This is a genomic window from Xanthovirga aplysinae (genome assembly GCF_009711365.1).
Classification (GTDB): domain Bacteria; phylum Bacteroidota; class Bacteroidia; order Cytophagales; family Cyclobacteriaceae; genus Xanthovirga; species Xanthovirga aplysinae.
This window is the reverse complement of the sequence record NZ_SMMB01001261.1, coordinates 1-15,604: the sequence shown is the minus strand read 5'-3', so window position 1 is coordinate 15,604 and position 15,604 is coordinate 1. Positions and strand designations below refer to the sequence as shown.

At 38.1% G+C, this 15,604-nt stretch carries 11 protein-coding genes; 4 read left to right on the top strand and 7 right to left on the bottom strand.

The features are described from left to right. Positions 1–2,801, bottom strand: a 2,801-nt coding sequence (carB, locus tag E1171_RS19880) for a carbamoyl-phosphate synthase large subunit (RefSeq protein ID WP_155207813.1), incomplete at its 3' end; no start/stop codon positions are given. A gap of 429 nt (positions 2,802–3,230) precedes the next feature. On the opposite strand from carB, the gene E1171_RS19875 reads away from it, so the two are divergent. Further along, entirely contained in the window at positions 3,231–3,560 is a 330-nt protein-coding gene (locus tag E1171_RS19875; protein WP_155207812.1) for a hypothetical protein, read from the top strand. A gap of 251 nt (positions 3,561–3,811) precedes the next feature. On the opposite strand, the gene lpdA is transcribed toward E1171_RS19875, so the two are convergent. From lpdA to gpmI, 6 genes are all read right to left on the bottom strand, one after another. After that, positions 3,812–5,215, bottom strand: a complete 1,404-nt coding sequence (lpdA, locus tag E1171_RS19870; protein ID WP_155207811.1) for a dihydrolipoyl dehydrogenase — start codon at positions 5,213–5,215, stop codon at positions 3,812–3,814. Positions 5,216–5,469: 254 nt separating this feature from the next. After that, positions 5,470–7,008 (bottom strand): 2-oxoglutarate dehydrogenase complex dihydrolipoyllysine-residue succinyltransferase, encoded by a 1,539-nt coding sequence (odhB, locus tag E1171_RS19865; protein WP_155207810.1) that lies wholly within the window; start codon positions 7,006–7,008, stop codon positions 5,470–5,472. Between the two features lie 119 nt (positions 7,009–7,127). Continuing rightward, the gene (locus E1171_RS19860; RefSeq protein ID WP_155207809.1) at positions 7,128–9,848 is read right to left on the bottom strand and encodes a 2-oxoglutarate dehydrogenase E1 component; all 2,721 of its coding nucleotides are present in this window, start codon (positions 9,846–9,848) and stop codon (positions 7,128–7,130) included. Between the two features lie 437 nt (positions 9,849–10,285). Then, positions 10,286–10,906, bottom strand: coding sequence for a hypothetical protein (locus tag E1171_RS19855; RefSeq protein WP_155207808.1), 621 nt, complete (start codon positions 10,904–10,906; stop codon positions 10,286–10,288). A gap of 151 nt (positions 10,907–11,057) precedes the next feature. Further along, positions 11,058–11,516, bottom strand: a complete 459-nt coding sequence (locus E1171_RS19850; protein ID WP_155207807.1) for a GNAT family N-acetyltransferase — start codon at positions 11,514–11,516, stop codon at positions 11,058–11,060. 162 nt (positions 11,517–11,678) lie between these two features. Continuing rightward, positions 11,679–13,202 carry a 2,3-bisphosphoglycerate-independent phosphoglycerate mutase gene (gpmI, locus tag E1171_RS19845; protein ID WP_155207806.1) on the bottom strand — a complete coding sequence of 508 codons (1,524 nt, stop codon included), beginning with the start codon at positions 13,200–13,202 and terminating at the stop codon, positions 11,679–11,681. A gap of 176 nt (positions 13,203–13,378) precedes the next feature. Here gpmI and E1171_RS19840 point away from each other — a divergent pair, with 176 nt between their 5' ends. The 3 genes from E1171_RS19840 (at position 13,379) to E1171_RS19830 (ending at position 15,462) form a co-directional block, all read left to right on the top strand. Next, on the top strand, positions 13,379–13,792 hold the full coding sequence (locus E1171_RS19840) for a DUF4783 domain-containing protein (protein WP_187696550.1): 414 nt from the start codon (positions 13,379–13,381) through the stop codon (positions 13,790–13,792). 210 nt (positions 13,793–14,002) lie between these two features. Beyond that, on the top strand, positions 14,003–14,866 hold the full coding sequence (gene nadC / locus E1171_RS19835; protein WP_187696549.1) for a carboxylating nicotinate-nucleotide diphosphorylase: 864 nt from the start codon (positions 14,003–14,005) through the stop codon (positions 14,864–14,866). A gap of 122 nt (positions 14,867–14,988) precedes the next feature. Further along, the gene (locus E1171_RS19830; protein ID WP_155207804.1) at positions 14,989–15,462 is read left to right on the top strand and encodes a YcxB family protein; all 474 of its coding nucleotides are present in this window, start codon (positions 14,989–14,991) and stop codon (positions 15,460–15,462) included. The last annotated feature ends 142 nt before the right edge of the window (positions 15,463–15,604 follow it).

Genomic DNA, 15,604 nt, shown 5'->3' with positions numbered 1-15,604 from the left:
TAAAGATTTCTTTCCCCGTAAATTTTCAGGAAATAGTCATCCATCAAGTCATCAATAAAATAAATGGCTTCACCTGTAGACTTCATTTCAGGGCCTAATTCCTTATTTACCTTTGGAAATTTGTCAAATGAAAATATCGGTACTTTTATAGCGTAACCTTTTTTAACAGGTTTAAAATCAAAGTCCGTCACCTTTTTCTCACCCAACATCACCTTTGTGGCATAATTTACATAAGGTTCACGATATGCCTTACAAATAAATGGTACGGTTCGGGAGGCTCTAGGGTTGGCCTCAATAACATAAGCTTTGTTATCCTTTATGGCAAACTGTATATTTATCAGACCCTTGGTTTCCAACGCCAGGGCTATTTTTTTAGTATAGGTCTCCATTTGCTGGATAACGAAATCTCCTAAACTATAAGGTGGCAACACTGCATAAGAATCCCCTGAATGGATACCTGCAGGTTCTATATGCTCCATTATACCAATAATATACACATTTTCTCCATCACAAATAGCATCTGCTTCTGCTTCAATAGCTCCATCCAGAAAATGATCCAACATCAGGGTATGACCTGGCATGTCTCTCAGTGTATTTACTACATGAGATTCCAATTCCTTCTCATTGATAACAATTTTCATTCCCTGTCCACCCAACACGTAAGAAGGACGAACCAATAATGGGAAACCAATCCGTTTTGCCAACTCCAGTGCTTCATCGGCATCATGGATCACCCCAAATTCAGGGTAAGGAATGTCATTATCTTTCAGTAAGGAAGAGAAACTTCCCCTGTCTTCGGCCAGGTCAAGTGCTTTAAATTGAGTACCCAATATTTTCACTCCCCAACGCTCCAATTTTTCAGCAAGTTTTAAAGCAGTTTGTCCTCCTAACTGAACAATAACCCCTTCTGGTTTCTCATATTCAATAATTTCGTAAATATGTTCCCAAAAGACTGGTTCAAAGTACAATTTATCGGCTGTGTCAAAATCTGTGGATACCGTTTCGGGATTACAGTTGATCATGATGGTTTCATAACCACTTTCTTTAGCTGCCAAAATCCCATGTACACAAGAGTAATCAAATTCAATACCCTGACCAATACGGTTTGGTCCTGAACCGAGCACTACTATTTTCTTTTTATCGGATTTGTAAGATTCATTTTCTTCTCCGAAAGTAGAATAATAATAAGGTGTTTTGGCTTCAAATTCTGCTGAACAGGTATCAACCAGTTTATAAACACGGTGAATTCCTAAATTTTTCCGTTTTCTATATACTTCACTCTCATAACACCCAAGTAAATGGGCCAATTGTCTGTCGGCATAACCTTTACGCTTAGCCGTTTCAAGAAGTTCTTTTGGAATGTCAGATAGTGAATATTTTTCTATTTCATCTTCCAGCAAGATCAGCTCTTCAATTTGATGTAAGAACCAAGGATCTATTTTGGTTAATTTCCGGATTGTTTTAAATGATACCCCTAATTTAAAGGCATCATAAATATGGAATAGTCGATCCCCGCTTGGGTGCTCAAGACTGTCCAAGATCTTCTCCTGATCGGTAACTTCTTTACCATCTGCTCCTAAACCGTTCCGTTTAACTTCCAGCGATTGACATGCTTTTTGCAAAGCTTCCTGGAAATTACGCCCAATTCCCATAACTTCTCCTACAGACTTCATTGATAGTCCCAGGGATTTATCTGAACCTTCGAATTTATCAAAATTCCAACGAGGAATTTTCACAATAACATAATCTAATGCCGGTTCAAAAAATGCTGAAGTTGTCTTAGTAATTTGATTTTCCAGTTCATCCAGATTGTAACCTATGGCCAATTTAGCGGCTATTTTGGCGATTGGATAACCAGTGGCTTTAGAAGCAAGAGCAGAAGAACGAGATACCCTAGGATTAATCTCAATAGCGATAATTTCATCTGTATCAGGGTTAACAGAAAACTGCACATTACAACCTCCCGCAAATTGCCCAATCCCATCCATCATTTTGATGGCAAGATTACGCATTTCCTGATATACCGTATCTGGAAGTGTCATGGCAGGAGCAACTGTAATTGAATCTCCTGTATGAACCCCCATTGGGTCAAAATTCTCAATGGAACAAATAATAATTACATTTCCATTATTGTCCCTTAAGAGCTCTAATTCGTATTCTTTCCAGCCCAGAATACTTTTTTCTATAAGCACTTCATGGATTGGAGAAGTATGTAGTCCCTTTGTAAGTGCCTGATCAAAATCCTCAGGATTTTTCACAAAACCACCACCTGCACCTCCTAAAGTAAAAGAAGGCCTAATAACTAGTGGAAAACCTATTTTCTGGGCAATTTCCTTTCCTTGTAAAAAGGAAGTCGCGGTTTGTCCCTGACAAACATTAACTCCTAACTCTTTCATTAGGAGTCGGAATTTTTCCCGGTCTTCAGTAGTTTCAATGGCGTCAATATCTACACCAATGATCTTTACTCCAAATTTGTCCCAAATACCAGCTTTTTGGCAGTCTATTGCAAGATTGAGCGCAGTTTGCCCTCCCATGGTCGGAAGAACGGCATCAATCTGGTGTTTTTCCAGAATCTCTACAATGGACTTTTTTTCCAGTGGCTTGAGATAAATGTTGTCGGCGGTGACCTTGTCAGTCATTATAGTCGCCGGGTTAGAATTGATCAAGGTGACTTCTATTCCCTCTTCCCTCAGTGAACGTGCTGCTTGAGACCCTGAATAGTCGAATTCACAGGCTTGTCCAATTACAATCGGGCCACTCCCGATAATCAATACCGATTTGATGCTATTGTCTTTAGGCATAAGTTTTTAGAAAAGTAAAAGATCTCTAAAACCCTACTTTATTGAAAGGTTTTGCGAATTTAGAGGAATTACAGTTGATTTAAAAATCCGTGACGAATTCTTTCAAAAAGTTGATTCTCAAATATGGATTTAGTCCAATTTTTAAATGTTTAACAATTTTTAAATTTTTAATGATCTTATTATTAACCTAGGGAAAAGAACCTTTTAATTAAAAAACAGTTAAAAATGTGTTAAATTCTGCTTTTGCCCGTTATCAAATAATAGATTTGGCAAGGTTTATGAGAGCTAAAAGTTATTTTTTGAAGGAATGATTTAAAAGGTCCCATTGTTTCCTAAAAGGACGTTTAAACTTTTTCCAATAAAAACACGTCTTGACCCGTAGGGGATTTTTTTACTATAGAACTTGCCGAAGTGAGAGAGGGAGGATATATGGAGAACAACGAAAAAACCAAGAAGAAAGAGGGTGCATTTGAAATTCCAAAAGAGTCCGTTGATAGATACCACTTTTTAAGGTGGGATGCCATTCGTTCCACCAAAGGAAGAAGGGAAAGGTTGATCAAATTGGAAAAAGCTATGAAACTTGGAAACACCACTCACGATAAGGTGAAGATCTATTTTAAGACTGTTGATGAACAAGTGTTAAGCATAGAGGGCACAGTTTGGGCAGTAGGGACCTCAGGAGGTGATTCTTATGTTAGCCTTAAAGGCGGTAAAACTATTCCTGTAAAATCTATTATTGATGTGGAATTTGAGGTTTAAAAAGATCATTAAAAATTAATACCCGAAAATCGATTAGGTCAACCGGTTAAACTTATATTCATTGAGCGTTCTGTAAATCAAAACCAAGAAAGGGTGATCTATCTCATCAATAAATGAATTCCAAAATGGTTTTGCATTTAAAAGCGAAAATGCAATTGAAAGATAGGAATTAGAAACGAGGATAATCTTTTCTTTAGATTTAGTCCCCAATTAAAGAATTACCATTGCTTCTAATTCCTATTTTTACTTTTTTAAATGTGTAAAGCCCTATTATCTGTAGCTGCTAAACAGGCTTCTTTAATGGATTCTGTAAATGTAGGGTGCGCATGAGACATACGTGAGATATCTTCTGCAGAGGCTCTGTATTCCATGGCAACAACTCCTTCCGCAATCATATCGGCTGCACGTGGCCCAATAATGTGCATTCCCAAAATTTCATCTGTTTCCTTATCTGCCAATACCTTTACTACTCCATCCGTATCCATACTGGCACGCGCTCTTCCAGAAGCCTTGAATGGGAAGGAACCGCTTTTATAAGCCCGTCCACTCTCTTTCAATTGCTCTTCGGTATAACCCACACTGGCAACTTCTGGCCAGGTGTATACAACTCCTGGTATTAGTAGGTAATTAATATGAGGTTTTTGACCGGCAAATGTTTCGGCAACAAAAACACCTTCTTCCTCAGCTTTATGGGCTAACATGGCTCCTTTTACCACATCACCGATGGCATAGATGTTATCAACAGAAGTTTTAAGATTTTGATCTACTTCGATTCTCCCACTTTCATCAGTAGCCAACCCAATATTTTCCAATCCTAAGCCCTCTGTGTAAGGTTTTCTACCAATCGAAACCAAGCAATAATCTCCTTTGATCTCAATCAGTTCACCTTTTTTATTCTCTGCTTTGACAATGACTTCATCCCCAGTATTTTCTACAGATGTTACCTTATGCTGAAGTTTAATGTCCATTTTTAAGGTCTTTTTAGAAACCTTTTGAAGCTCTTTCCCCATGGTTTTGTCCATAGTTGGGATCAGACTATCAAGAAATTCTACCACCGTAATCTTTGATCCAAGACGAGCATAAACCGAACCAAGCTCCATACCAATAACACCTCCACCGATCACGATCAAATGTTTTGGCACTTCTGATAGTTTCAATGCCTCCGTACTAGAGATGACCCGTTTTTTATCAATTTTCATGAAAGGAAGGTCTGCTGGTTTGGAACCAGTGGCGATAATTACTTTATCGGTTTTGATTTCTTTGCTATTTCCTTCAGCATCCGTGATCTTAATTGTGTTCTTATCCACAAATGATCCCAATCCTGTATGGACGTCAACTTTATTCTTTTTCATCAGGAAATCGATACCAGATGTAGTCTGGTCAACAACTTCGTCCTTTCTTTGGATCATCTGAGGGAGATTAACCTTTAAATTCTCCAACTCAATTCCATGAGTAGAAAAGGTATGTTGGGCATTATGAAAATGTTCTGATGAATCTAAAAGCGCTTTGGAAGGAATACAGCCTACATTTAAGCAGGTCCCTCCTAAAGTACTGTATTTTTCTACTAAGGCAGTTTTCATGCCTAATTGGGCACAGCGGATTGCTGCCACATAACCGCCTGGTCCTGATCCTATAACTACTACGTCGTAAGCCATAATTTTATAAAAGTTAGCACCAAAAAAGTGAAAAGTGAAGAATGAAAAGTTAGTTAAAGCGCCCTATCCTTATTTACTATTCACTCTTAACTTTTACCTAATGACTCCTTTTGGCAATTGTTATTTGTTGAAAAGTTGGTATTGTCCTTTTAAAAAGAAAAAGTTTTGAGAGGATCAGGAATGAACTTAAAAACAACACTATACTTAAAAACCATTAAAGGCAATCCATCCTGAGCTCCCAAAGCTTTATGATTTTATACTCCTAATAATAATCGGGTAGGATCTTCCAACAACTCTTTCACTCTTACTAGGAAGCTTACCGATTCACGACCATCAATGATTCGGTGGTCATAAGATAGTGCCACATACATCATTGGGCGAATCACAATTTCCCCGTTTTCTACCACGGCACGTTGTACAATATTATGCATTCCCAAAATAGCTGATTGTGGAGCATTGATAATTGGAGTAGATAACATGGAACCAAAAATCCCCCCATTTGTAATGGTAAAGGTACCACCTGTCATCTCCTCAATGGTCAATTTATTTTCTCTTGCCTTTACAGCTAATCGTACCACTTCTTTTTCGATCTGATCGAAAGACATGCTTTCAGCATTTCTGATAACAGGCACAACCAAACCTTTTGGAGCAGAAACGGCTATTGAAATGTCGGCAAAATCATTATAAATAATTTCATTTCCATCAATTTGAGCATTTACTGCCGGCCATTCCTCCAATGCCATGCAGACAGCCTTGGTGAAGAAGGACATGAATCCAAGGTTTACCTCATGTTTCTCCTTGAATTTCTCCTTATACTTCTTTCTCAAATCCATGATCGGCTGCATGTTTACCTCATTAAAGGTGGTTAACATGGCCGTTTCATTTTTTGCAGCCACCAGACGCTTTGCGATGGTCTTTCTTAGACTGCTCATTTTTTGTCTTTTCTGCTCACGAGAACCGCCAAAAGGGGCCGGAGCAGCAGGTTCAGCTTTGGCAGCCGAAGGGGCAGCTTTAGGAGCCGGTTTTGCGGTGGCCTTTTGTGCTTTTTCAGCATCTTCTTTTGTAATACGGCCTCCTACGCCTGTTCCTTTCACTTCGGAAGCTGAAATACCTTTTTCCGCCAGAATTTTAGCTGCTGCAGGTGAGGCATGACCTTCTGCATAACCTCCGGTTGCAGGTACGGCAGTTGTAGCTTGAGCCTCAGCAACTGGACTCGTAGCTGTAGCTGCAGGAGCCTCTCCCTCCATTTTTTCTATTTTGCAGATCAAAGCTCCAATCTCTAAAGTATCTCCTTCCTGAGCTATAATTCTTAGTGTTCCTGTAGCTTCGGCTGGTAATTCAAAAGTAGCTTTGTCAGAATCAATTTCAGCAATTACCTCATCCAACTCTACGTAATCCCCATCTTCTTTCAACCATTGGGAAACCGTAACTTCAGTAATGGATTCTCCAACAGTTGGAACAATCATTTCATGCACCTCTCCAGTGGCCTTAGGCCCAGAATCAGGCGTTGGGGTAGATTCAGGGGCAGCTTCGCTACTTACTTCTCCTTTTTGTCCCTCAGCAGGTTCAATCTCACAGATTAATGCTCCAATTTCCAGGGTGTCTCCCTCTTCGGCTTTGATTCTTAAAATACCAGCACCCTCGGCAGGTAGTTCAAAGGTGGCTTTATCGGACTCAATCTCAGCAATGACTTCGTCTAATTCTACAAAATCACCGTCTTGCTTCAGCCATTGGGCAATGGTCACCTCTGTGATGGATTCCCCAACCGTTGGTACTCTCATTTGTAAGCTCATATATTCGTAGTTTTGGAACGCTTTTTAAATTAATGAAAAATTTGACCTGGATATTTAGGGGTTATTTAGAACCAGTGAATACATAATCTACAATCTAACTAACCCTTAACCTAAGGCCGCTATTTAAAGGAATTTTCTATGATTTCTGTCTGCTCTTTGCTGTGAGTTTTTCCATATCCTGTTGCTGGAGAAGCACTTTCTTTTCTGGAAATCAAACGGAAATTAAGATCCTTAGCCATTCTCAACACATAAGACCAGGAACCCATGTTTTTAGGTTCTTCTTGAACCCAAATCACCTCTGCATTTTTATATTTGTCCAATTCTTTAGCCAATTGTTTTTCAGGGAATGGATATAATTGTTCCAGCCTGACGATAGCCACATCCTTACGCTTATCTTTTTGTTGTTTTTCCAACAAATCGTAATAGATTTTTCCACTACAAACCAGCACTCTTTTTACCGCATTGGCATCAGCATAATTGTCACCAATCACTTCTCTAAAATGTCCTGATTCAAATTCATCGAGAGCTGAAACCGCTTTAGGGTGACGCAACAATGATTTTGGCGACATCACAATTAAAGGCTTACGAAACTCCCAATTTAATTGCCGTCTCAGGGCATGAAAGAAGTTTGATGGTTCCGTAATATTAGCTACCACCATATTATATTCCGCAGCTAGCTGAAGAAAGCGCTCTGGTCTTGCATTGGAATGTTCAGGCCCCTGTCCTTCATAACCATGAGGAAGCAACATAACCAGCCCGTTCATTCGTTGCCATTTGGTTTCTGAACAAGAGATAAATTGGTCGATCATTACCTGTGCACCATTGGCAAAATCACCAAATTGTGCCTCCCAGATGGTAAGGGCATTCGGATTAGCCATGGCATAACCAAATTCAAAACCTAATACTCCATATTCCGAAAGCAATGAGTTGTAAACTCTGAATTTTTCTTGTCCTTCTTCAATGTGGTTAAGGTTGATGTACGGCTCATTACTATCAGCATCCCTCAATACAGAGTGACGGTGAGAAAAGGTACCTCTTTGCACATCTTGTCCTGATAATCTCACTACCTTATTCTCCAACAAAATTGATCCATAGGCCAATAACTCTGCAGCGGCCCAGTTCAATTCTTTTTCCGTAAAGAACATATCTTTACGTTGCTTGAGCAGCTTTTCAATTTGTTTGAGCGGTTTAAATCCAGCTGGAATTTCTGTTAAGGCTTTTCCTACCTTGTTTATAAATTCTGCAGAGATGCCTGTTTCAGGTGACTGCTCAAAATCTTCTGGCGTTGCTCGTCTAAGAGACTGCCACTCTTTTTCCAATGGTTGGAAAGTGTACGGCAGACGGTGCTGTTTCACCATATTGAGTCGATCCTGAAGTAAGGCACGGAACTCCTTGTCCATGTTTTTAGCCAACTCCGCATCTACATCTCCTCTTTGGATCAACTTTTTATTATATACCTCCCTTGGATTAGCATGTTTTGATATAACATTGTACAAAGAAGGTTGAGTGAATTTAGGCTCATCACTTTCATTGTGTCCATGTCGACGATAACATACCATGTCGATAAATATATCCCGATTCCATTTTTGTCGGAACTCCACGGCAAGGTTCACACAAAAAATAACCGCCTCAGGATCATCACCATTTACGTGCAATACCGGAGCATCCACAACTTTTGCCAAATCGGTAGAATAGATACTGGAGCGAGCATCATCAAAATCAGTAGTAAAACCAATTTGGTTGTTAATAACGAAATGAATGGTTCCACCAGTTTGGTATCCATTCAATTTCGACATTTGGATGACTTCATATCCAATTCCCTGCCCTGCAAGTGCCGCATCACCATGAATCAGGATTGGCATTACCGCATCAAAGTCATTATCATATTGCTTTTCTACTTTTGCCCTTGAAAAACCTTCTACAACCGGATTTACGGCCTCCAAGTGAGATGGATTTGGAGCAAGTTTTAGATGTGCTTTTTTCCCTGAAGGAGTTTCAATTTCAGAAGAATAACCCATGTGGTATTTTACATCCCCATCACCCATGGTCAGGTCTGGCTCATAAGCACCTTCAAACTCATTGAAAATTTGCTCATAAGTTTTACCCATAATATTGGCCAATACATTTAAGCGACCACGGTGAGCCATTCCAACCACAAATTCCTTTACTCCAAGATCAGCACCTTTATTGATTATAGCATCTAATGCAGGAATTGTTGTTTCTCCCCCTTCTAAAGAGAATCTTTTTTGACCAAGATATTTAGTATGGAGGAAGTTTTCAAAAACTACTGCCTCGTTTAATTTAAAAAGGATTCGTTTCTTAGTATCCGCACTTGGATTAAAATTCAAAGCCTCATGCTCTGACTTTTGCTTGAACCATTGATGGATGTCTGGTTCACGCATATACATATACTCAAAACCAACAGCACCTGTATAAATAGTTTGTAAAGTTTCTACGATCTTCCTTAGGGAAGCTTTTCCAATGCCTAATTCCCGGGCAGCATCAAATTCAGTATCCAAATCAGCTTCACTCAAACCAAAATCCTGCAAGTCCAGATAAGCTTTTCGGTCTTTTCTTTCCCTTACCGGGTTTGTTCTTGACTTCAGATGCCCCCTAGATCTATAAGCATGAATTAGGTTTCTTACCTGCACTTCCTTAGGAGAAACTTCAGCCGCTACTGCTTCTAGGGTTACTCCTTCTCCATTTACTTGAGAAAACTCATACCCTTCAAAAAACTTTTGCCAACTCTCATCAACTGAAGAGGGGTCCTGCTTGTAAGCATTATACAATTCCTCAATGTAGGAACTATGAGCATTTGATATATATGAATATTTATCCATCAGGTGGTTACAATTAATTTACGCAAATATATAGAAGTGTCTCCTAATACAAAAACCTTGTATTCGCATAGACGAATATAAATATTTTTCTAACAAAAGATCTCTTGGGATTTTATTGGAAACGGTAAGTGTTTTCGTGGCTCCTAAAAAATAATATTTCAATTTCATTTTAAGCCAATTGGTTTTAACTACTTCTAGAGTTTGATACGAAAAGGAGGATTTCTTGTTCAACCAATGTTTTATTGGCTTTTCATTATTAATTGGAAGGCAGGAATATTTAACAAATGCAAATGGTGAAAACTTAATTTCTCCCTTAGATAGCTAAATTTAGGTATGGTGGGTCGGGTTAATTAATTTCTTTAGAATTAAGGTAAGAAGAAAATCATTTTCTTAATTTCACCTAGAAGCTATTTAATTGATTATACTATCCATTTTTATTATTCATAAATCAAATGCCCTCTTACCTCAACTCTCAAACTATCCAGCAACACTACCTTTTGATTGGCTCCAATTTCATAAGTCTTTAATCTCAGGTTTTCTACATTATTACCATCAAACTGCATGAACAATCGTTTTTCCAAACCATACAGCTGGTTATTTTTTCCTGTAATAGCCTCAATAACAGAGGGTACATTTGGTTGATTGATAAAATAAATAGTCAGCTGGCTTACTTCTCTATTTTCAGGTTCCTTAGCCGTATATTTCAACCAACTTAAACCTTCCTGTTCTCCTTTTTGGGTTTGGTATTGCCCCACCAAATCTTTTTTATTCAGGTCCAAGTTGTAAAAAGCATCCAATTCAGAGTGCCAACTTTTCTGGTCAGGCTGCAAAACTGTAGAATCCCTTTCATCGTCCAATAGCACCACTTTTTGGAGTTGTGGCTCCATTTTTTCGAACATTAAAAGTTGTTGATCCAAAAGACCCTTCACATCATAATATTCTGTTATTTTGTTTTCCTCTGAGTTTTTTGAACTACAAGCGAAAACATTGAAAAGAATAAAAGGCAATACAAAGAAAGAAGAGTTTAATCTACTTAATTTTGCTTTAAATAATGACATATATTAAATATCTGATTTCTGATTATATAGCTGGAAAAAATACAATGGTCTCAATGGACACAACTCACAAAGAAATTGACTGGTCTTAAAGACAAAGAAGCCAGCAATTTTCAAATGCTTATTATTGGATTTCAAAATTACATTCTCTGTATCATTTGTTAGAATTTTTTGCGCTCAATTTATATTCCATGTGTAAAATAGGATAGGGCTTTTTCATGCTATCAAGTTCAGAACGTTTTACTACCTTAAATCCCATATGTTCATAAAATCCCAAGGCTTGCTCATTCTGTTCATTAACATCCACTTTATATATTTTGAGAGTATTGATAGCATATTTTAAGAGTAACTTTCCAATTCCTGTCCCACGACTTAAAGGGTGGATGAACAACATCTCTATAATACCTTCCGCAACTCCTAGAAATCCTATTATTTGTCTGTTCTCATTGCGAACACATAACAATTCCACCGCTTTCAGGTATTCGTTAAGGATTAATGGTTTATAGAATTGTATATCTTCTTCTTTTAAAAATTTATGAGTAGCTCTTACAGATGCTTCCCAAAGCTCCACTAATTCCTGATAATCTTCTTCTATTACGCTTTCTATCATCATTTCAATATTTTAAAGAATTCATCAACTTAATTCCCTAACCCTAGAAAGACACAATTCTGTCAAAAAGAAAATAATCTTCATCTATAAAATTTTAAAGAAAAACAGAGATTTTGCTCCAGAAAACAAAATCTCTATCCTCTCAATTAAATTCTGTTCTTAAAATTATTCTACCAATAATTTTCCTGACATGTCCTCAGGTATCTCGATTCCCATCAATTGTAAAATGGTTGGTGCCAGGTCCCCTAATTTCCCATCCTTAATGTGTGCAGGAGGATTATCCTCTACTAAAATGCATGGTACTAAATTAGTGGTATGAGCTGTATTCGGCGAACCATCTGCATTAATCATAATATCAGAGTTTCCATGATCGGCAATTACAATTGTAGCATAATCATTTTCAAGCGCCGTAGTGATCACATCCTTGGCACATTGATCTACGGTCTCACATGCCTTCACAGCAGCTTCAAAAACCCCAGTATGCCCCACCATATCGGGATTGGCAAAATTCAGACAAACAAAATCAGCAGTTTTTTCCTTCAATTCAGGAATAACCTTATCGCGAATATCAAAAGCACTCATTTCAGGCTGCAAATCGTAGGTAGCCACCTTTGGAGAAGGACAAAGCAATCTTTTTTCCCCTTCAAATTCCTCCTCACGTCCTCCTGAGAAGAAAAAAGTGACATGAGGATATTTTTCAGTTTCTGCGATACGAATCTGTTTTTTGCCTGCCTTTGCAATGACTTCACCCAGGGTATTTTTGAGGTTATCCTTATCAAAAATAACATGAACATTTTCAAAAGTGTCATCATAATTAGTCATAGTGACATAATAAAGGGGCATTTTGCGCATATCCTGGCCCGGAAAATCCTTTTGAGTTAGGGCTTGGGTAATTTCCCGCCCACGGTCGGTTCGGAAATTAAAGCAAAGCACAACATCTCCTTCTTCTATAGTTGCCACCGCTTTCCCATTTGTATCAGTAGCAATAATAGGTTTAATAAATTCATCGGTCACTCCTTCTTCATAAGATTCCTGAATCGCCTCCAATACATCTGTAGCTTTTTTTCCCTCCGCCTTTACCATGGCATCGTAAGCCAGTTTAACTCTTTCCCAACGGTTATCTCTGTCCATGGCAAAATAACGACCCGTTACGGAAGCCAATTTACCAGTTGTTTGATTCAAATGTTCTTCCAATTCTTTCAAATACCCCAATCCACCTTTAGGATCAGTATCTCGCCCGTCGGTAAAAGCATGAACATAAACATCCTTCAACCCTTGTTCTGCAGCAATGGAGCAAAGCCCCTTTAGATGGTTAAGATGCGAATGCACACCTCCATCCGACAACAACCCAATAAAATGCACTTTTTTATTATTGGAAAGGGCATAATCAAATGCATGCTTTAAAACAGTATTATTTGATAGGGTATGCTCTTCTATAGCTTTATTAATTTTCACCAAATCCTGATAAACCACACGGCCGGCTCCAATATTCATATGTCCCACTTCTGAATTCCCCATTTGTCCTTCCGGTAACCCAACAGCAAGGCCTGAAGCCTCCAACCGCGAATGTGGATAATGTTGGTAGAGGCCATCCACAAAAGGGGTATCTGCTTTATCAATGGCTGAAACCTCCTTGTTTTGCGCTATTCCCCAACCATCCAAAATCATTAATAAAACTTTCTTTTTCATCAGTAAAAATTTTTCTAAGTATGCAAGAGTTGTTATTAAATAGCAAAAATGCTAATTTAACCCTTTAAATTTTATAAATCCGGTAACAAAGAGGCACTTAACCCGAAAGGAGAAAGAAACTCTTTTTGATGTTGGCACAATTTTAGCGCTATCTTTTGTAAGAATCAATGCGAAACATGAGCAACTTTAAGTTTATACCTACTTTTTTCATCTTTTTCGTTTTCAGCACTTTCTGGCTGGCTTTTTCTCCGGCCCAAGCTCAAAGTGGTGTAATTCACAATGTACGAGTAGCGATGAAATCCGGTTCCTCAAAGGAACTAACCCGATTTTTTAACGACCGAATTGAATTAAGTATTGACGGAGAACGCACAAATTATAGTAAAGTACAAGCCGAATTTATTCTTAAAGGTTTTTTCAAGGATTTTCCTCCTGAAGATTTTGAGTATATCCATAAAGGAGCATCAAAGGAAGGATTAAATTACACCATAGGAAAATACGTTTATAAAGGAGGCGCTTTTCGGGTTTTGATGCGGGTCAAACAGTTTAATCGTGACTATCTGGTTTACATGATAAGTTTTGATAAGGAATAATTAATTTTGGTGATGAGTAAAAAGTGAGAGGCTGATTAGTGAAATGCAAAATACAGCACCCTACATATAGCATTTTAAACCTTATTTCCTAAAGGAAAAGGTTATATGGGAAGTGAGAAGAAGGAGGATATTTTACCCTTCCCTAAATTAACTGCTTTAAAAATAAATTAAGGCTCTGTTATATTCAGAGCCTTTTTATATTTTTGTGGCGTGAAACTGGAATATTTAACACCGGAAGCTATTAATAACTTTATTAAAGCTGCCCTAACAGAGGATGTAGGGGATGGAGATCATTCTTCCTTAGCTGCCATCCCTGAAGAAACACTCAACAAAGCTCAATTACTGATTAAAGGGGAAGGCATTATCGCTGGATTAGAACTAGCGGAAATGATTTTTCATGCCGTAGACAATGATTTGAGCGTAACTTTGAAGCTGAAAGATGGGGACCCTGTACAATATGGGGATATAGGCTTAATTGTAGAAGGCAAAGCCCGTTCCATCCTTACTGCCGAACGCTTGGTATTGAACTGTATGCAACGGATGAGTGGCATTGCCACACACACCTCTGAATTATCCCGACTGATTGAAGGAACAAAAGCCAAACTCTTAGATACCCGTAAAACCTGTCCCAATTTCCGATTAATGGAAAAGTGGGCAGTAGCCATTGGTGGAGGGGTAAATCACCGTTTTGGCTTATTTGACATGATAATGCTGAAAGATAATCATGTGGACTTTGCAGGCGGCATCAAAAAGGCCATTCGTGCAACTCATCAATATTTGAAAAAAACGGGGAAAAATCTGCGCATAGAAGTAGAAACCAGAAATATTGAGGAAGTAAAAGAAGTGCTGCAGGAAGGAGGAGTGGACGTCATTATGTTGGACAATATGAGCCCTAGTCAAATGAGGGAAGCGGTAGATTTAATTGACAACAAATACGAAACAGAGGCCTCCGGTGGAATAACACGAGAAAATATACGTGCTGTAGCAGAATCGGGTGTAGACTTTATTTCTGTGGGAGCACTAACGCATTCCAGCCAACCAATGGACATTAGCCTAAAAGCTATCCAAGAATAAAATGGCAAAAAATTCCAGTTCTTTCGTTTAACTTTTAGGTCTTATCCTTTTTAAAAGAAACTTTTTATCAATTATTAAATTGCCAAAGCCAGAAAGGCAATTAAATGGCTTAACAAAGAATCATGATTGTAAAAACAAAGAAATATCAACTATCTACAGGCCAATATATGAAGGTTGGTTTAAAGAATATCTTAAAAGAACAATGGTGGGTAGTATTGATTGCACTGGCCATCTGTAGTGGCACATTCTTTTTACCTTCAGTTTGGTGGATTATAGGTGCAGTAATAGCCTTAATATTGTATATCCTTTTTTGGGTTATCCAATTTGCTGGCGTTCCACACCTAGAACAGGGAAAAATGTTTTTTGAACGCCTAAGTTATGAGATTGACAGTCGTCAAATTCTGATCAAACTTAATCCTAAACAAGGAATGCCAGTAAAATGGGACATGATCAAAAAAGCCTATACAACTAAAGAGGCTATTGTTTTAGTCATGTCAAAAGTGCAATTTATTTACTTACCCAATAAAATCTTTAAAACAGAAAATGAGATAAAATTCATAGAAACTATTCTAAAGCGTAAGGGGTACATTAAATAAAAATAATTGTGAAAGGAAAACAAAGCTATTGATAGCTACTACACCTTCCTAATCATCTAAATTGTACTTATAACGGTAAAAAGTAGGAATTTAAAAGGCCGGAAATGTTTTTCCGGCCTTTTAAATTTATAAACATCTATTT

What these genes read in the sequence shown, in the direction of transcription:
- E1171_RS19830 (WP_155207804.1), top strand. Translation starts at nt 14,989, where the DNA reads ATGATTGTAAAAACAAAGAAATATCAACTATCTACAGGCCAATATATG.
- E1171_RS19875 (WP_155207812.1), top strand. Translation starts at nt 3,231, where the DNA reads ATGGAGAACAACGAAAAAACCAAGAAGAAAGAGGGTGCATTTGAAATT.
- lpdA (WP_155207811.1), bottom strand. Translation starts at nt 5,215, where the DNA reads ATGGCTTACGACGTAGTAGTTATAGGATCAGGACCAGGCGGTTATGTG.
- odhB (WP_155207810.1), bottom strand. Translation starts at nt 7,008, where the DNA reads ATGAGCTTACAAATGAGAGTACCAACGGTTGGGGAATCCATCACAGAG.
- E1171_RS19840 (WP_187696550.1), top strand. Translation starts at nt 13,379, where the DNA reads ATGAGCAACTTTAAGTTTATACCTACTTTTTTCATCTTTTTCGTTTTC.
- E1171_RS19860 (WP_155207809.1), bottom strand. Translation starts at nt 9,848, where the DNA reads ATGGATAAATATTCATATATATCAAATGCTCATAGTTCCTACATTGAG.
- gpmI (WP_155207806.1), bottom strand. Translation starts at nt 13,202, where the DNA reads ATGAAAAAGAAAGTTTTATTAATGATTTTGGATGGTTGGGGAATAGCG.
- E1171_RS19855 (WP_155207808.1), bottom strand. Translation starts at nt 10,906, where the DNA reads ATGTCATTATTTAAAGCAAAATTAAGTAGATTAAACTCTTCTTTCTTT.
- E1171_RS19850 (WP_155207807.1), bottom strand. Translation starts at nt 11,516, where the DNA reads ATGATGATAGAAAGCGTAATAGAAGAAGATTATCAGGAATTAGTGGAG.